Source organism: Actinophytocola algeriensis, assembly GCF_014203735.1.
In the GTDB taxonomy this organism is placed as follows: domain Bacteria; phylum Actinomycetota; class Actinomycetes; order Mycobacteriales; family Pseudonocardiaceae; genus Actinophytocola; species Actinophytocola algeriensis.
In genome coordinates this window covers 17,250-36,543 of record NZ_JACHJQ010000008.1, presented here as the reverse complement: position 1 = coordinate 36,543, position 19,294 = coordinate 17,250, and the positions used below count along the sequence as shown (strand labels likewise).

4 protein-coding genes and 1 pseudogene are annotated in these 19,294 nt (G+C 71.4%); all 5 read right to left on the bottom strand.

Going from position 1 to position 19,294, the window contains the following annotated elements:
• Nucleotides 1–42: 42 nt before the first annotated feature.
• The 5 genes and pseudogenes from FHR82_RS33920 to FHR82_RS33900 all read right to left on the bottom strand — a co-directional run bounded on the left by FHR82_RS33920 (nt 43) and on the right by FHR82_RS33900 (nt 19,207).
• The gene (locus FHR82_RS33920) at nt 43–8,967 is read right to left on the bottom strand and encodes a non-ribosomal peptide synthetase/type I polyketide synthase (protein WP_311771406.1); all 8,925 of its coding nucleotides are present in this window, start codon (nt 8,965–8,967) and stop codon (nt 43–45) included.
• 55 nt (nt 8,968–9,022) lie between these two features.
• Nucleotides 9,023–14,557: pseudogene (locus tag FHR82_RS33915) on the bottom strand (type I polyketide synthase); the annotation flags it as partial.
• 62 nt (nt 14,558–14,619) lie between these two features.
• The gene (locus FHR82_RS33910) at nt 14,620–15,378 is read right to left on the bottom strand and encodes a thioesterase II family protein (protein ID WP_184814718.1); all 759 of its coding nucleotides are present in this window, start codon (nt 15,376–15,378) and stop codon (nt 14,620–14,622) included.
• Between the two features lie 52 nt (nt 15,379–15,430).
• The gene (locus tag FHR82_RS33905; protein WP_184814717.1) at nt 15,431–16,687 is read right to left on the bottom strand and encodes a cysteine desulfurase-like protein; all 1,257 of its coding nucleotides are present in this window, start codon (nt 16,685–16,687) and stop codon (nt 15,431–15,433) included.
• A gap of 129 nt (nt 16,688–16,816) precedes the next feature.
• The gene (locus tag FHR82_RS33900) at nt 16,817–19,207 is read right to left on the bottom strand and encodes an AfsR/SARP family transcriptional regulator (RefSeq protein ID WP_184814716.1); all 2,391 of its coding nucleotides are present in this window, start codon (nt 19,205–19,207) and stop codon (nt 16,817–16,819) included.
• Nucleotides 19,208–19,294: the final 87 nt, after the last annotated feature.

The following is a 19,294-nucleotide window of genomic DNA, read 5'->3' as shown; positions in this document are numbered from 1 at the left end:
TAACAAGACGCTCTGGCGACGATCCGCTGCCGATCACGGGGATCACCGGCCCGGCGCGGTGAGATCGGGCACGAACTCACCGACCGTGCGGTCCGGGTCGGCCGCGATGTCCGCCAGTACCCGCACGTACCGGGTGAGCCAGTGGGCGACGGTACCCGCCGGGAAGTGATCTGCCTGGTAGTTGAGTGAAATCTGCAGGAACTCCTCGCCGACCGCGAGCTCGACCCGCAACGGGTGCTCGGTCTGGGCCAGTACCTGGATCGGGAACGCCCCGAGTACGGACATGAAACGGTCCAAATTGGACGACATGCCCGGGAGGCTCTCGCTGACGACGTAACTCTCGAAGAGTGGCGCGTCCTTCGCGGCTCCGCTCAACGCGTGCAGGGCCGCCGGCGAGATGTACTCGTAGTCGTTGACGGCCGAGATCGTGGACTGCAGCCCGGTGAGCCACGGCACCAGTGTGGCCGCCCGGTCCACTGTCGTCGGCACCGGGAGGATGTTGAACATGAGGCCCGACGCCTGGTCGACATCGACCGAGGTGGTGCTGCGCCCGGAGAACGTGGCACCACAGACCACGTCCGGCGAACCGGTGACGGCACTGAGCACGATGACCCAGGCGCCGTGCAGGAGACTGTTGAGGCTGAGGTCGTTGCGCCGGGCCAGCGCGGCGAGCCCGGTCGCGGTCTCCCGGGGGACCATCACCCGCTCCTGCAGGATCGGCGTCGCGACATCGGCTCGTCGTTCGTCAGCCGGCAACGTGATGGATGGCCCTGGCAGCACCACGTCCGCCAGCTGCCGTCGCCAGAACGCCTCGGCCTCCTCGGTGTTCCGGCTCCGCTGCTCGACACAGAAGTCGCCATAGGCGAACGACGGGGCCACGACCACCGGCTCGCGGCCTGCCGCGAACTCCTCGTAGGCGTCGAGCAGGTTGCGCACCATCATCTGATAGCTCCAGCCGTCCTGCGCGGGCAGGCTGAAGAAGTGGACGTACTCGTAGTCGTCCTCGCCGAGGCGGAACAGGGCCAGGCGTGTCTGCGGTGGCGGACCGGTGAAGCCGCGCCGCCGCCTCGCCTCGATGTAGGCGTTGACACGACGTTCCTGCTCGACCGGCGCGGCGGCGCGGAGATCGTGTGCGTCGACCGGTACCCGCACCCCGCGGTGGATCACCTGGACCCACTCCCCCGCGTCGTCACGGACGTAGCCGGCCCGCAACGTCGGGAACCGGTCCACGGTGTGCTGCCACGCCCGCGCCAGCGCGCTCGGGTCGATTCCCTTCTCCGAGAAGCGGAACCGCTGATGGGTCAGGTAGACCCCGGAGTCCGGCGCCCGCCGGATGGCCTCCAGCGCCCACTCCTGCATACCGGTCACCGGGAAGGCGTCCTCGGCGTCGGGGTAGCGGGACCGCGCCCAGTCCAGCAGTCGCGGATCCCGTTCGACCGCGGTCGACGTCGTGACCGGGCCGCGGGAGTCGGCGAGCGCGGCCAGCTCCGCGATGGTGTGGCTCTGGAAGACGTCCTGGGGGTTGAGGGCCATACCGAGGCCGTTGGCCCTGCTGACCATCTGGATGCCGAGCAGCGAGTCCCCGCCGAGCGCGAAGAAGCCGCGGTCGACGCTGACCTGCTCGAGTCCGAGCACGTCGGTCCAGATGTCCGCGAGCTGTCGTTCGAGCGGCGTGCGCGGGGCGACCATGTCCTCCTTGGACTCGAGGACACGCAGTGGCATCGGCAGCGCGTCGCGGTCCAGCTTCCCGTTGGCACTGGTCGGGAACTCGTCGAGCGCGACAACGGCCGAGGGCACCATGAACTCCGGGACTCGGTCCCGCAGGAACGCGGCGACCGCACTGCTCAGCCAGCGGGTCAACCCGGGCAGCCTGGGGTTGTTGGCGTAGCGCGCGGCGGCGCGTCCTGGCTCGGCCGGGTCCGTCCAGTCGGCGACCTGCCCGGTCCCGGGACGCAGGAACGTCGCGCGGTACCGCCCGTCCGTCGCCGCGCCCGTCCACCCGATCTCGACGAGGTAGCCCAGATCCTCGGCGAGCCGCCAGCACGACTCCGGTTCGACGGCGGCATCAGCGGCGATGTCCGGACGTAGATCGTCGACGATCGCGTCGTCGGGGGCGTCCCGCGCCGCGGCCAGGAAGCCGTTGACAGCGGCCATTCGCGCGTTGGGGATGCCGTCGACCGCCAGCGCGTCCGGCTGGTCGTCGGAGAGGACGCGGCGGACGTCGTCCATCGACGTCCAGGCCACCTGTCGCGGGCGGGCCGGGTCGCCGCCCGGAGCGCCGACGTGCACCGCGACGTCGTAGCGGTACCTGGTCAGCTCGTTGTGGTGGTCACCGCGCTTGAGCATCATCTCCACCCTGGAGATCGCCGGGAACTCGGCGCGCAGCGCGGTGAAGAACTCCGGCGCGAGCACCAGCTCCTTCTCGTGCGCGGTCCGCTGCCGGACCCGGTCACGCAGCCTGCCGAGGGTGAGGCCCGGCTCGGCACGTGCGAGCTCGACCTCGGCGTGGAAGGCGTCGAGCAACGACAGGTTCCTCAGGTCGCCGAGGAACAGCGTGCCGTCGGGTGAGAGGCACGCCAGCGCCTTGCCGATGACCTCACACAGGTAGGCGGCGTCCGGGAAGTACTGCGCCACCGAGTTGACGACCACGACGTCGAACCGCTCGTTCTCCAGACCGGCGAAGTCGTCGGCGGCGCGGTGGAGGAGCCGCACACCGCAGTCATCCGGCAGGGTGGGTGCGATGTGGTCACGCACGTAGTCCACGGCAGTGCAGGAGAAGTCGGTCGCCCAGTACGACGTGGTCCTCGGTGCGATCCGGGCCAGCAGCATGCCGGTGCCGCAGCCGATCTCGAGCACGCGCCGCGGCCGCAGCGCCAGCACTCGTGCCACGGTCGAACCGAGCCAGACCCGCATCTCCTCGTGTGACAGCGGTTCGTCTGTGTAGCTGCTGTTCCAGCCGACGATGTTGAAGTCGCTCTCGTCGGAGGCGGCGTCGCGCCGGTAACTCTGGTCGAACAGGCCCTGCCACTCCTCGACCCGCCCGTCGGCCGACGCCTCCGGAGCACTTGCCCCGTCCTCGGCGAGGACGTACGCGACGAGTTGCTTGTCGTCAACCGCGTGCGGGAGCTCGCGGGCCAGCACCACGACGTCGCGGACCGCCGGGTGCTCGGCCAGGGCCGCCTCAACCTCCCCCAGCTCGATGCGCATGCCGCGCACCTTGACCTGGAAGTCGGTTCGCCCGAGGAACACCATCGACCCGTCGGCCTGGAACCGCGCCAGGTCACCGGTTCGGTACATCGTGGCGCCCGGCCGTGTGCTGAACGGATCCGGCACGAAACGCTGTTCGGTCAGCTCGGGCCTGCGGAAGTAGCCACGGGCCACGCCGACTCCACCGATGTAGGCCTCGCCGGGTGCGCCGATCGGCACCGGGTTGAGATGCCGGTCCAGGATGTAGATCTCGGTGTTGGCGATCGGCGTGCCGATCGACACGGCGGTGGCACCGATGTCACGTGGGCAGGTCCAGCAGGTGCTGTCCACCGAGCACTCGGTCGCGCCCCAGAGGTTGTAGATCGTCGCCCCGGGCAGCCGCTGGTAGAGGGACTGGATCGACGACGTCGGCAGCTCCTCTCCGCTGGCGATGACGCGGGTGATCGACTCGCACTGCTCGATCCCGGGGTGTTGCAGGAACGCCCGCAACATCGAGGGCACGAAGTGCAGCGTGGTGACGCCGTGCTCCTGGATCATCGACGAGAGGTAGCCGGGATCCTTGTGCCCTTCCGGACGTGCGATCACCATGCGGGCGCCGGTCAACAGGGGCCAGAAGAACTCCCACACCGATACGTCGAAGCTGAACGGGGTCTTCTGCAGCACCCGGTCGTCCGTGGTCAGTCCAAAGTGGTCCTGCTGCCACAGCAGCCGGTTGACCACGCCGCGATGGGTCATCATCGCGGCCTTCGGCTGCCCGGTGGACCCGGAGGTGTAGATCATGTACACGAGGTCGTCCAGTTCGACGACGTCGCCAGGGCGGGTGTCCGGCTCGTCGTCGAACTCCCCCGCCCGGTCCAGTGGGACCGTGGTGGCGCGGTGCGCGGGAATGGTGTCGATGAGGTGCTGCTGCGTCAGCAGGAGCCGGGGGTCGGCGTTGGCGAGCATGAACGCCACCCGTTGGGCCGGGTACGTCGGATCGATCGGCACATAGGCGCCGCCCGCCTTGAGGATGCCGAACAGCCCGATCACCATCTCCATGGACCGCTCGACGCAGATGCCGACCGGCTGGTCCCGGTCGACGCCCAGCCCGCGCAACCGGTGGGCCACGCGGTTGGCACGGCGGTCGAGCTCGGCGAAGGTCATCTCCTCGCCCTCGAACGTCAGCGCGACCGCGTCCGGCGTCCGGTCGACCTGATCCTCGATCAGCCGGTGCAGGCACCGCATCCGTTCGGCGGGGTACTCCCGGGCGGTGTCGTTCCACTCGACGACGACCTGACGCTCGAGCGCGGGTGACAGCACGGGGAGTTCGGACACCCGCCGGTCTGGTGCACCCGCGAACACCTCGAGCAGCACCCGGTACCCCTCGAGGAGCCGTTCGACGGTGCCGTGGTCGAAGATGTCGCTGTTGTACTCGACATCGACGAGCAACGAGTCGCGCCGCTCGAGCACCGAGACCTCGACGTCGAACTTGGCGGTGTCGTTGTGGACCTCCACGACGTCCACAAAGGAGTCCGGGCCCTGCCCAGGACCGCCGCTGTGCCGCTTCATGTCGAAGACGACCTGGAACAACGGGTTGGACGTCATCCCCCGGTTCGGGGCCAGCTCGGCCACCACCGCGTCGTAGGGCACGTCCTGGTGGTCGTGCGCCTGCTTGACCACGTCGCTCACCCGGCTGAGCACCTCGGCGACGGTGGGGTCGTCGCCGAGGTTGGTCCTGAGGACCACGGTGTTCACGAAGAAGCCGATGAGGTCCTGTACGGCATCGTGCCGCCGGTTGGCCATCGCGGTCCCGACGATCACGTCACCGGTGCCCTCGATGTCGCCCGCGTAGCGGTAGAACACGACCTTGAACGCGGACAGCAGTGTGGTGAAGAGCGTGCGGCCGTGCTCGATGCTGAACGAGCGCAACCGGGTGAGGAGATCCGTGCCGACCTCGAAGCTCAGGCTGCCACCCTGGAAACGCTGGACGTCGGGTCGTGGCCGGTCCGTGAGCAGCCGCACTCCGGTCGTGCCGTCGCCGACCAGTTCCCGCAGACCCGCTAGCCGGGCCGCCAGCCGCTTGTCGTCGAACCAGCTCCGCTCCCACAACGCGTAGTCGGCGTACTGCACGGGCAGCGCGGGCAGCATGGGCGACCGTCCGCCTGCGTACGCGTCATAGGCCGCCGCCATCTCCCTGGCCAGCACCCCGCCCGACCACACGTCTGCGACGATGTGGTGCACGTTGAGGACCATGCGATGTGCCAGCGGACCGAAGCGGAACAGTGTCACCCGCAGCAACGGCCCTTCCGCGAGGTCGAAGACACGCCGGGCCTCCAGGCCCACCAGCCGCTCGAACTCGGCCTGCCGCTGCTCGTCGGGGAGTTCGGACAGGTCCACCACCGGCGTGGGGACGGTGATGCCGGGCGCGATCTCCTGCCGCGCCCTGCCGTCGGTGCTGGGGAACGTGGTGCGCAGGACCTCGTGCCGCCGGACGATCTCGTTGACGGCATTCCCCACCGCGGCGGGCTGCAGCGGTCCGTCCATCGCGAGCGACATGACCACGTTGTAGGCCGGGCTGTCCGGCATCATCTGGTTGAGCGACCACAGCCGCTGCTGTGCGAAGGACAGCGGGATCGGGTCGGCCGCCCCGGCCCCCGACGCGCGCCGTGCGGCGATCCGCGACAGGCTCCGGCCATCGTCCAGCTCACCGTCCAGCTCGTCGCCGGTGTCCGGTTCCGCGCCGGCTCGGGAGTCCTGCTCCGACAGGATGAACCGGGCGAGCGCCGCCACGGTCGCATGGTCGAACACCGTGCTGACCGGCAACGCGAGTCCGGTCGCGCTGCTCACGCGGTTGCGGACCTCCATGGCGGTGATCGAGTCGAGTCCCAGCCCGAGGAACGGGTTGTCGTCGGCGATGGCGTCGGGCGAACGGTGCCCGAGCACACCCGCTACCACGGTGCGGACGAGGTCCCGCGCGACGGCGTACCGCTCGTCCTCGGTTCCCGTGAGCAGGCCGTGGCGAACGTCCGCCCAGGCGTCCTCGTCCGGCAGCGGCGACGCGGCCTCGTCGGGCCGGACCCCCGGCGTGGGAGCGTCGAGCCAGAACCGCTGCCGCTGGAACGCGTAGGTCGGCAGGTCGACATCCGCGCTGGCGCCACCGAGTACCGCACCCCAATCGACGCCGATCCCGCCGGTGAAGGCCTCGCCGAACGACAGGAGCAGGCGTTCCGCGTCGCCCTGGCCGCGGCGCAATGTGCCGACCGCGCAGAACGGCTGTCCGACCGCCTCGAGGGTCCGGTGGATGTCGGGGACGAGCACCGGATGCGGGCTGACCTCGACGAACGAGTCGAAGCCCTGGTCGGTGAGGGTGGTGACCGCCGCCGCGAACTCCACCCGCGCCCGCAGGATCCGGAACCAGTGGTCGGTGTCCATGGCCGCGGCGTCGAGCCACTCACCGGTCACGGACGAGAGCAGCGGCACCGTCGGGCGCAGCGGACGCACCGGGGCGAGGTCCGACAGCAGTCGGTCCCGGATCCCGTCCACGTGCGGTGAGTGTGGCGCGTACGCGGCCGCCACCCTGCGTACCCGGATGCCGTCGTCCCCGCACCGGGCGACCAGTTCGTCGACCGCCCCGGCGTCACCTGCCACGAGCGTGGCCGACGGGCCGTTGACCGAGGCGACCGTCAACCGCCCGGCCCAGGGCACGAGGTAGTCCGACACGGCGGGCTCGGCGGCGGACACCACGGCCATCCCGCCGCGCCCTTCCATGACTCGCGCGATCTCCCGGCTGCGCAGTGCGACGATCCGCGTGGCGTCAGCCAGGGTCAGGGCGCCGGCGACATGGGCGGCGGCGATCTCGCCCTGGCTGTGCCCCAGCACCGCGTCCGGCTCGACGCCGTAGGACCGCCAGACCGCGGCCAGCGACACCATGATCGCGAACAGGGCGGGCTGTACGACCTCGACCCCCTCCAGCGGCGGTGCGCCGGGCATCGCACGCAGCACGTCCAGCAACGACCAGGCCACGTGCTCCCGCAGTGCCTCGTCGCACGCCGCGAGCTCACGGGCGAAGACCGGTTCGCTGTCCAGCAGGTCGACACCCATCCGCACCCACTGTGAGCCGTGGCCGGGGAACACGAACACCGTCCGGCCCGTGGTCCGTGCCCTGTCGCGCCGGACACCCGCGGCGTCTCTGTCCTCGGCCACCGCGCGCAGCCCGTCCAGCAACTCGTCGCGGTCCCTGCCCACCAGGACGGCGCGATGCTCGAAGGTCGACCTCGCGGCGAGGGCACGGCCCACGTCCGCGATCCCGGCCGTCCCGTCCGACTCGACGAACGACGTCAGCCGGGCGGCTTGTGCACGCAGGGCCGCCGCGGATCGGGCCGACAGCACCCAGGACGTCACCTCCGGGTCGGCCCGGTCCGTCCGAACCGGCGGTTCCGGCGCCTGCTCCAGGATCACGTGGGCGTTGGTGCCGCTGAGCCCGAACGACGACACCGCGGCCCGCCGCGGTGTCGTCGACTCCGGCCACGGCCGGGTCCGCGCCACGAGCTCCACCGCGCCCGCCGACCAGTCGACCTGCGGGCTGGGGTCGTCCAGGTGCAGGGTGCCCGGTACCACGCCGTGCCGCAGGGCGAGCACCATCTTGATCACACCGACCACACCCGCGGCGGCCTGAGTGTGTCCGATGTTCGACTTCACCGCCCCGAGCAGCACGGGGCGGCCGGCCGGCCGGCCCTGGCCGTAGGTGGCCAGCAGCGCCTGCGCCTCGATCGGGTCGCCGAGCATGGTCCCGGTGCCGTGGCCCTCGACGACGTCCACGTCCGAGGCGGACAGGCCGGCCTGCGCCAGCGCCTGGTGGATCACTCGCTGCTGTGCCGGGCCGTTGGGCGCGGTGAACCCGCTGCTCGCGCCGTCCTGGTTCACCGAGGAACCACGCACGACCGCCAGGACCCGGTGCCCCAGCCGGACCGCGTCCGACTGGCGTTCCAGGACGACGACACCCGCGCCTTCCGCCCACCCGGCGCCGTCGGCGGCCGCCGAGAACGGCTTGCACCGACCGTCGCGGGCCAGCAGCCGCTGCCGCGACATCTCGACGAACGCGTGCGGCGTCGCCATCACGGTGGCGCCCCCGACCAGCGCCAGCGCACATTCCCCCTGCCGCAGCGCCGCCGCCGCCGAGTGCAGCGCGGCCAGCGACGACGAGCAGGCGGTGTCCACGGTCATGGCCGGGCCCTCGAGACCGAGGGTGTAGGAGATCCGGCCCGACGCCATGCTGCCCGAGCTGGTCGCGCCGACGTAGTCGTGGTGCATCAGCCCCATGAACACCCCGGTCCGGCTGCCCGCGAGAGACTTCGGGTCCACCCCGGCACGTTCCAGCGCCTCCCAGGAACACTCCAGCAGCAACCGCTGCTGGGGGTCCATCAGCAACGCCTCCCTCGGGGAGATGCCGAAGAAGGCCGCGTCGAAGTCCCCGGCGTCGGGTACGAAACCGCCCTCGCGGACGTAGGAGGTCCCCACGTGGCCCGGCTCGGGGTGGTACAGCGCGTCGAGGTCCCAGCCCCGGTCTGTGGGGAACGGTCCGACGGCGTCCACGCCGTCGGTGACGAGCCGCCACAGATCGTCCGGTCCGCGCACCTCGCCGGGCAGCCTGCAGGCCATCCCGACGATCGCCAACGGCTCCCTGGCCGCGGCGGTCGTCTGCCGCGCCTCCTGCCGGAGTCGGTCGTTCTCGAGCAGAGACGCCCGCAGCGCCTCGACCAGCGAATCAGAAGAGGCGTCCACGGCCGTGCTCCCAGGGTGTGTCGTCGTGCGGCGGACGGGCGATCGGGCGCCCCGGTCAGGAGATCTCGAGCTGCTCATCGAGGAGGTCGAAGAGTTCGTCCACGCTGGCGGTCTCCGCCAGCACCTCGCCTTCCCGGCGGGGCGCGGACCACTCGCGAACCAGATCCTTGAGCTGGGTCACCAGCGTGTCGCGTGTGAAGTCGTCCAGTGTTCGTGCGGCGACCGCCGCGCGCAGGTTCTCGACGGCGGCGTCGACAGGGTGGGCCCCGGGCCCGATCGCTGCCTCGTCGCCGCCGAGCCGCGAGCGCAGGTACGCCGCGAGAGCCTCGGGCGTCGGGTGGTCGAAGACCAGGGTCGCGGGCAGCCGCACGCTGGTCACCGAGCCGAGGCGGTTGCGCAGTTCGACGGCGGTCAGCGAGTCGAAGCCGAGTTCCTTGAACGCGCGGTCCGGCTCGATCGTCCCGCCGCTGGGGTCGGCGTGCCCCAGTACCTCCGCCGCACTCGACCGGACCAGGTCCATCAGCTTGCTCTGCTGATCGACCTCGGACAGCCCGGCGAGCGCGTCTCGCCACGTCGCGGTGGCTTCGCCCGGGGGCGGTCCACCGGCGGGCCGCTTCCCGAACGCACGCAACGCGGGCGGCAGCCCCGCCACCTGCTCGGCGGCGCGCAGGGCGGACAGGTCGAGGCGGGCCGTCACGAGCGCGGCGCGGTCGGTGCCGCGTGCGGCGTCGAACAGCGCCAGCGCCTCCTCGGATGGCATCGGGGTGGTCCCGGCCGCCGCCCGCGTGACGGATGCCTCGGCCAGGTCACCGATCATGCCGCTGGCCTGCGCCCAGTGGCCCCAGGCCAGGGACTGTCCCGGCAGACCCACCGCGCGGCGGTGCTGGGCGAGCGCGTCCAGGAAGGAGTTGGCCGCCGCGTAGTTCGCCTGACCCGCCCGGCCGAGCACACCCGCGAGCGAGGAGAACAGGACGAACTCCGACAGCTCGCAGTCGCGGGTCAGTTCGTGCAGGTTCACCGCCGCGTCCACCTTGGGACGCAACACCCGGTCCAGCTGCTCTGCCGACAACGCGGTGACCACCCCGTCGTGGAGCACCCCCGCGGTGTGGATCACCGCCGTCAACGGGTGCTCCTGGGACACCGCCGCGAGTACCTCCGCGAGCGCGGTGCGGTCGGCCGCGTCGCACCGGGCCACCGTGACGACGGCGCCCAGCCGGGACAGCTCCGCGACGAGTTCGGACGCGCCAGGTGTATCCATGCCGCGGCGACCGACGAGGAGCAGCCGTGTCGCCTTCCGCTCGGCGACCATGTGGCGGGCGACGAGACCGCCCAACGTGCCGAGCCCGCCGGTGATCAACACCGTGCCGTACTCCGGCAGCGGCGGCGTCGCCAGGGCGGGTTCCGCCACTCGAGCCAGCCGGGGCACCCGCACCCTGCCCGCCCGGATCACCAACTGCGGTTCTCCGGCAGGCATGGCCGCCGGCAGCACATCGTCGGACTCCGGGGCGCCGTCGGTGTCGACCAGGACGAGACGGCCGGGGTGTTCCTGCTGGGCCGAGCGGACCAGGCCCCATACCGCTGCCCCGGCCAGATCCGGCACGCCCTCGCCGTCCAGGGCGACGGCGGTCCTGGTCAGGATCACCAGACGGGAGGAGTCAAGGCGCTCGTCGGCGAGCCAGCTCCGTACGAGGGCGAGCGTGTCGTCGAGCGCGGCCCGCACCGCCGCGACGACGTCCGGCGGATCGACCGGGGGCGTCCAGGCCACCGTCGCGAAGACCAGATCTGGCACGGACGCACCGAAGTCCAGGGCTCTGATCAGCGCAGCCGGATCCGCGTACCGGTCCCCGCCACCGGGGCACATCGGGTCCGCACCCAGCACAGCGCACCGCGACGGTTCTCCCGGCGAGAGCGCGACGACCGGCCAGTCGAGCCGGAACAGGGAGTCGCGATGGCGGCCACGAGCGGCGTGCAGCTGGTCGACGGTCACCGGGCGCAGCGCGAGCGACTCGACGGTCACGACCGGCGCACCGGTGTCGTCGGTGGCCCACAGCGCGAGCTCGTCCTGACCGCGGCGCGAGAGCCGAACCCGCAAGGTGGTGCTCCTGGTCGGCCGCACCGACACGCCGCGCCACGCGAACGGCAGGCGCAATCGGCTGTCCCCCGGTTCGCCCGTGGCTCGCTCGGCCAGAACGACGTGCATCGCGGCGTCGAACAGCGCCGGGTGCACGGCGAACCCCGCCTGTTCGCCTGCCATCGCCGCGGGCAGCGCCACCTCCGCGAACAGGTCGTCGCCGCGCCGCCACGCGGCGCGCAGGCCCTGGAACGCGGGACCGTACTGGAACCCGAGACCGGCCAGGCGGTCGTAGATCCCGTCGATGTGCACCGGAACCGCATCCGCCGGGGGCCAGGTCCCGCCGAGGCCAGGATCGCGGTGGCCGGCTGCCTCCGGTGCGAGGACTCCGTCGGCGTGGCGGGTCCACGGCTCGTCGGCGGAGCCACCCTCGGCCCGCGAGTGCAGGGTCACCGACCGCCTGCCGGTGTCGTCCCGGCTCCCCACGTTCAGTTGGATCGCGAGCTCGCCGTCGTCCGGAACCACGAGCGGCGCGTGCAGTGTCAGCTCCTCGACAACGCACGCCCCCGACCGGGCAGCCGCGTGTGCGGCCAGCTCGACACAGGCCGCTCCCGGTACTAGCGCCGTGTCCGCGACGACGTGGTCGGCTAGCCACGGATGGCTGTCGAGGGACAACCGCCCCACGAAGATCGCTCCGGCATCAGCAGCAACATCGACCACGCCACGCAGCAGCGGGTGGTCCTCCGACCGCACACCCGCGGCCTGTACGTCCCCGGCGACGGTGGCAGGGGCGTCCAGCCAGAACCGCCTGCGCTGGAAGGGGTAGGTCGGAACCTGCACGCGCCGCGCCGCAGTGCCCGCGAAGGCGGCGGGCCAGTCGACCCGGCCACCCCCGGCGTGCAGCTCGCCGAACGAGGTGAACAGCCGAGCGAGGCCACCATCGTCGCGCCGCAGTGTCCCGACGACGAGCACGTCGGCGTCCCTCTCCTGAGCGAAACCCTCCAGGCCGAAGGTGAGCACCGGGTGGGCGCTGCACTCCACAAAGGTCCGGTGGCCGTCGGCGAGCAGGGACTCCACCGCGCCCGCGAAGTCCACCGGGCGGCGCAGGTTCTCGAACCAGTAGCTCGCCGTGAGGTCATGCCCGTCGACCGGGCCGCCGGTCACCGTCGAGTAGAACGGGACGGTGAGCTCACGCGGCTCGACGGGGGCCAGCATGTCGCGCAGTTCCGTCTCGATCGCGTCGACGTGCGCCGAGTGCGACGCGTAGTCGACCGGGATGCGCCGCGCTCGTGTCCCGCCTGCCTCGCAGGCCGCCATCAGCTCTGCCAGCGCGTCCAGGTCGCCGGACACCGTCGTCGAGGCCGGGCCGGTGACGGCGGCGACCGTGAGCCGGCCACGCCACGGGACGAGCAGTCGCTCGACGTCGGCCACGGGGCACGGGACCGACGCCATTCCGCCTCGGCCGGCCAGGGACGCGTGGATGGCCCGGTTCCGCAGCGCCACCGTTCTCGCGGCGTCGGGCAGGGACAGGGCACCCGCCACACAGGCCGCAGCGATCTCGCCCTGGCTGTGTCCCAGCACGGCGGCCGGCTCGACACCGTGGGAACGCCACAGCGCGGCCAACGACACCATCATCGTGAACAGGGCAGGCTGGACGACCTCGTCGTCGAGGCCGCCGGCAACGGGACGGTCCCACAGCACGTCGGACACGGACCAGTCCAGGTAGGGCTCGAACGCCGCCGCGCACTCCCGTACCCGTGCCGCGAAGACCGGCGAGGACGCCAGCAGCGGTTTCGCCATGCCCGCCCACTGGGCTCCCTGACCGGGGAAGACGAACACCACATCCGGCTGCCGGGTGCCTGCGGCGACACCGTGGACCAGGTTCGGCGCGGACTGCCCGGCCGAGAGCGCCGTCAGTCCCGCTCGCAGCGCCTGCCGGTCGGCGCCGACGACGACCGCGCGGTGCCGCAGCACCGCGCGTCCGGCGGCGAGGGACAGACCGATGTCGGCGTCCGAGGCGGGCGGATCGAGATCGAGGTGGGACAGCAACCGCGTCGCCTGTGCCCGCAGCGCCTCGGCAGTCCTGGCCGACAGGGTCCACGGCACGACGGGCAACGGCGACGCGGGCCCGGCAGCCTCGGTGTGCTCGTCTCCGGTGACCTCGCTGGGCACCTGCTCGAGCAGAACGTGGGCGTTGGTGCCGCTCAGACTGAACGACGAGACGCCGGCACGGCGCGGCGACCCGGTCGACGGCCACGGCGTCGCCTCCGTCACCAATCGGACCGTGCCCGCCGACCAGTCGACGTGCCGCGTCGGCTCGTCCACGCCGACGGTCGGCGGCAGGACCCCGTTCCGCATCGCCATCACCATCTTGATGACGCTCGCGATACCGGCAGCCGCCTGGGTGTGCCCGATGTTGGACTTCACGGAGCCCAACAGCAGCGGACGGCCGCCGGCCCGCCGGGTGCCGTAGGTGGCCATCAGGGCCCGGCCTTCGATCGGGTCGCCGAGGGTGGTGCCGGTGCCGTGCGCCTCGACCGCGTCGATCTCCTCGGGTGTGAGGCGCGCGTTGGCCAACGCCCGCCGGATGACCTGCTCCTGGGCGACGCCGTTCGGCGCGGTGATGCCGTTGGAGGCACCGTCCTGGTTCACCGCCGAGCCGCGCACGACCGCCAGCACCTCGCGGCCGGCACGACGCGCGTCGGACAGTCGTTCCACGACGAGCACGCCGACGCCCTCGGAGAAGGAGGTACCGTCGGCGGCGGCGGCGAACGGCTTGCACCGGCCGTCCGGCGCCAGCGCGCCCTGGCGGGTGAACTCCACGAGCAGCGCGGGCGTCGACATGACGGTCGCACCGCCGACGAGCGCCATCGCGCAGTCGCCTCGGCGCAGCGCCTGGCCTGCCTCGTGCAGCGCGACCAACGCCGACGAACAAGCGGTGTCGATCGTGACAGCCGGACCGTGCAGACCGAGTGTGTAGGCGATCCGCCCCGACGCGAAGCTCCCTGTCGTGCCGTTGATGTAGAAGCCGTCGAGAGCGGAGGTCCCCTGCCGGGACTCGGTCAGCTTGACCGCGTAGTCGCCGTTCATCATTCCGATGTAGACACCGGTGGCACTTCCGCGCAGGACGTCGGCCGGGATGCCCGCTCGTTCGACGGCCTCCCAGGTGGTCTCGAGCAGGAGCCGGTGCTGCGGGTCCATCGCGACCGCCTCGCGCGGCGAGATCTCGAAGAAGTCGGCGTCGAACTCGGTGGCATCGCTGAGGAATCCGCCGCGGTGGCCCATCAGTCCCGGTGCGGGTGACTCGCCGAGATCCCAGTTCCGGTCCGCCGGAGGGCTCGCGGTCACGTTCGCGCCGCGCGACATCAGCTGCCACAGGTCTTCCGGGGACCGCACACGCCCGGGGAACCGGCATGCCATGCCGACGATCGCCAGCGGCTCGTCGTCTTCCGCGGCCGCCAGGCGTTCGCGAGTCTCCAGCAGCTCGGCGGTCACCCTCTTGAGGTAGCCGCGCAGCTTCTCCTCAGCGCTCACCGAATGTTTCACCTCTCGTGGAACTGTGACGACAGCGGGAATCCGGCTCAGTTCTTCGGCGATGGCAGCTGCCGGACGATGAGATCGGCGACGGCCTTCTGGTGCTCGGCAAGGTAGAAGTGCCCGCCGGAGAACGTGTGCAGGGAGAACGAGTCCGTCGTGTGGTCGGCCCAGGCACGGGCCTCCTCGGCGTCGACGCTCGAGTCCTCGTCGCCCAGCAGCGCCACGATCGGGCAGTCGAGCTTCGGACCCGGCCGGTAGCGGTAGTTCTCGACCGCGGTGTAGTCGCTGCGCATCGGTGGGAGGACCATGCGCAGTACGTCCTCGTTGCCGAGCACTCGCACGTCGGTGCCGCTCAACCGCCGCAACTCGTCGATGATGCCGTCATCGTCGAGCAGGTGGACGGTGTCGTCCCGGTGCTTCGAGGGGGCGCGCCTGCCCGAGACGAACAACGTCGTCGGCCCGGCGCCGCGCCGATCCACCATGCGGGTCGCCACCTCGAACGCGATCACCGAGCCCATGCTGTGCCCGAAGAACGCGAGACGTTGGCCCATCAGCGGTTCGAGCGCCGTGAACACCTCGTCGGCGAACTCGTCGATCATGGACAGTCTGCGGTCGTGCATTCGGTCCTGCCTGCCGGGGTACTGCAGCGCGAACACCCGCACGGTGGGCCTCAGGACGTCGGACAACCAGCGGTAGTAGCTCGCCGACCCGCCGGCGTGCGGAAAGCAGACCAATGCCGGGCTGTGATCGGGTGCGGTGTGGAAACGACGGACCCACCTGTCGTCCACGGCACTGTCGGTCATGGACAGCTCCGTTCACGTGGCTTCGGGTGGGGGATGCGGCATCGCGAACGAGTCACCCCGCGCTCACCGGTGTCCCCGCGAACCGGCGGGAGTGCCGGTGCACGTAGTCCGTCAGGCCCGCCAGCAGGCGGTCGACGTCCTCTTCGGAGTTGTACGGTGCGAGGCCGATCCGGAGGCCACCCTGTTCGCCCAGCCCCAGCCGGCGCGAAGCCTCCACCGAGTAGAAGGTCCCCGCCCCCGCGTCGACCCCTCTGGCGGCCAGGTAGCCGTGGACGTCCCGAGGGTCGCAACCGTCGACGGTCAGCAGGAGCGTCGGCGTGCGGCGCGCGGCACGGGAGTGCAGTGTGACCGATTCGAGGCCGGCCAGCTCGTGCTCGATCCGCACCCGCAGCGCGTCCTCGTGGCGCTCGATCCTGTTCATCGCCGACACCAGGCGCCTGCGTCTGGTGCCCGCACTCGGCGAACCGAGCCCCGTGAGGAAGTCGACGGCGGCGCGGGCCCCGGCGAGCACCCCGTAGGGCAGGATGCCGAGCTCGAAGCGTTCCGGGACCGAGTCGGTCGAGGCTGACAGCTTGTCCGGTGTGAGGGTCCGCAGCAGTTCCGGGCGTGCGGCAAGGATTCCCAGGTGAGGTCCGAGGAACTTGTACGACGAGCAGGTGAGGAAGTCCGCGCCGAGCTGGTCGAAGTCGACGCTGACGTGCGCGCTGTACTGCGCCGCGTCGACGTAGAGCAGTGCGCCGACCTCGTGGACGAGCCTGGCGATCTCCGCGATGGCCGGGCGGGTGCCGATCACGTTGGACGCGGCCGTCACCGCCACCAGACGGGTCCGTTCGGACAGCACCTCGCGGATGTGGCCGGGTGCGAGCTCGCCGGTGACGGGGTCGAAATCCGCCCACCGCACCGTGACCCCCGCATCGGCCGCCGCCTGCACCCAGGGCCCGACGTTGCACTCGTGGTCGAGTCGGGTGACGACCACCTCGTCGCCGGGGCGCCACGTCTTGGCCAGCGTCCGGGAGAAGCTGTACGCGAGTTGGGTGGAGCTGCGTCCGAAGACGATGCCACCGGGGTCGGCACAGAGGAAGTCGGCGAGCGCACCCCGAGCCTGCGCGACGATCGTCTCGGCGTTGCGTTCGCCCGCCGTGCTCGTGCCCCGGTTGCACAACGGGTTGGACAGCGCGTCGGCGATGGCGTCGATGACGGGCTGGGGAATCTGGGTACCCCCAGGACCGTCGAAGTGGGCGGATCCTGCCTTGAGCGCAGGGATCTGCGCACGGACGGCCTCGACGTCATACCGGTGGAGTTCGGTCACGGGCGCTCCGGGTATCGATGTGATCGATGGCGTTCCATGTAGATGATCGCCACTCGAACCCGAACAGAACAGGCAGAAAAGGCGGAGGAAAGCCCTCTCCTCCACTCGCTCCGCGGCCGGGTCGCCGGGTCAGCCATGCAGAGCGGTCCGGGCGCGCCGGGAGCCGTACTCGTCGCGCGCGACGCCGCGGCGATCGAGGAGCCGGGCCACGACGCCGAGCCCGGCGACCGCACGGCTCTCCCCGCGCTTGTCCCCGATCTGCCGGCACAGCGCGCGAGACCTGCTCAGCAACCGGATGGCCGCGCCGTACTCGTCCCGGTGGATGTGCACCTGCGCGATCCCGCGGAGCAGCACGGCCTCACCGCGCCGGTTCGCCGTCCGGCGGGCGGCCTGGACGGCCAGGCGGTGGACACGATCCCAGTCGTCGTACCGGCTTCGAAAGTCCAAATAGGGCGCCAAAGTGGCCGCGAGCTCCCAGGCCAACTCGTCGATCTCCCATCGCACGGCCAGTTCCACCGCACCGACCAGCGCCGCGCGTTCCGCGTCGAACCATCGCAGCGGCTCTGCGGTCATCCGGCTGGCCACGTCCGGGGGCAGCGCCGCGCGCGGCGCGGCGAACCGTGGCGGGTCGAACGAGCTCGGCGGCATTCCCTCGACCGCACGACGGACCAGGTCGAGCCACACCCCCACGACCCGCGAGACCGCGGCGCGCCGCTTGCCGACGGGTATGGCGGCTGCGCCCTCCACCGCGTGGGCACGCAACAAGTCGTGCAGCCGGTAGCGTGGCGTTCCGGTGTCGTCGACGCCGCACTGGGCGAGGAGGTTGGCGTCCACGAGCGCGTCCACCACGTCCTGCGCGCACAGTTCTTCGTGTGCGCGGTCGAGGAGTGGCGCCACCACCCAGCTCGGCAGCGTGTGCGGACCGAGCAGGCCGAGCAGGTGGAAGGCCCTGGCGACGTCGGGTGGCAACGACCGGACGCTCGCCTGGAAACTGGCCCGCAGTCCGAGACCACCGGGGCTCAGCTCCGTGAGGCGGCGCGACTCGTCAGCGAGCCTGCGGGTCAGCAGCCGCAGCGGCCAGGCCGGCCGACCGACGAGTCGCCCGGCGGCGATCCGGATGGCCAACGGCAGATGACCACAGGCGCGCACGAGCTCGGTCACCTCGACCGGTTCCGCCGCCGCCCTGACCGGCCCGATGATCCTGGTCAACAGCGTGCGTGCCTCGTCCTCCCGTAGCGGGCCCAGCTCCACGTGGTACGCCGGCATGACGTCGGTGAGCAGCTGCCTGCTCGTCACCAGCACCACGCAACCGCCGCCGGCAGGCAGAAGTGGCCGCACCTGCCGCGCGTCCGCCGCGTCGTCGAGTACCACCAGCATCCGCCGATCGGACAGCAGCGACCGGAACAACCCGGCGCGTGCGGCCACGCCGTCCGGTACCTGGCTACCGGTGAATCCCAACGCGCCGAGCATCTCGGCGAGCAACACCGCGCTCTCCCGGGGCGCCTCCGACGTGCCGCGCAGATCCAGGTACAGCTGGCCGTCCGGGAACCGCCCGGCCAGCTGGTGAGCCACGTGCAGGACCAACGCGCTCTTGCCGACTCCCGGTCCGCCGGACACCACGACCACCGGCGGTGCGCCGACGGCCCCGTTCCCGATCGCCTCGGTCAGCTGCCGCATCGGAGCCGCGCGTTCGGTGAAGTCCCCGAGGTCGGCCGGGAGCTGGCACACCCGACCGCCCGGCGGTCGCCAGCCGGTCGACGACCGCGTGCGAACGACCGAACCGTCGCGGACATGATCACCGCGCAGGATCTCCTCGTGCAGTTGGCGCAACCGCTCGTTCGGCTCGACACCCAGTTCGTCGGCGAACCGCCGCCGCATGGTCGCGTAGGCATCCAGTGCCTCCGCGGGCCGGTTGCTGCCGCACAGCGCGAGCAGCAGCAGCCGCCACAGCTCCTCTCGCAGGAAGTGCCGCGGTAGCAGCTCCCGGATCAGGCGGATCACCTCGTCGTGCGCGCCGAGCTCGAACTTGGCGCGGGTGAAGCGTTCGACGGCGACCAGCCACCGCTCGGCCAGCCCGTCCAACACTCCGCGCAGCCGCGCCCCCACCGGTTGGTCACCCAACGGATCGCCACGCCAGAGATCGAGTGCCCGGGAGTAGTCGGCAGTCGCTCGTTCCCAGTGGCCGCGGTGGAACGCCGCGTCCGCGCGCTCCAGTGCTTCCTCGAAGACGCCAACGTCGAACTCGTCCGGCCGCACCGTGAGCTGGTAGCCGCCCTGTGTGGTGACCAGTCTCGACGGGCCGCGCGATCCGCGACCGAGCCGGCGGCGCAGCTGGGAGACATACGTTCTGACATTCGTCTCCGGAGAAGCCGGCGGACGTTCCCACACCGCGTCCACGAGATAGCTGACGGACGCGATCTCGTTGGCTCGCAACAGCAAGGCGGCGAGCAGCGCGCACTCACGCGGCCCGCCGAGCCGTAGCCGCTCCCCGCCTTGCCACACTTCCAGTCGTCCGAGCAAGTGAAACTCCACCCGGTCCCCCTCCAACCGTCCCGTGGGCACCGAAACCCACCCCGCGACGAGCACGCCCCGAGCCGCCACGACATA

Bases quoted from the DNA above. Each gene is read 5' to 3' on its own strand.
- FHR82_RS33910 (WP_184814718.1), bottom strand. From the start codon at position 15,378: ATGACCGACAGTGCCGTGGACGACAGGTGGGTCCGTCGTTTCCACACC.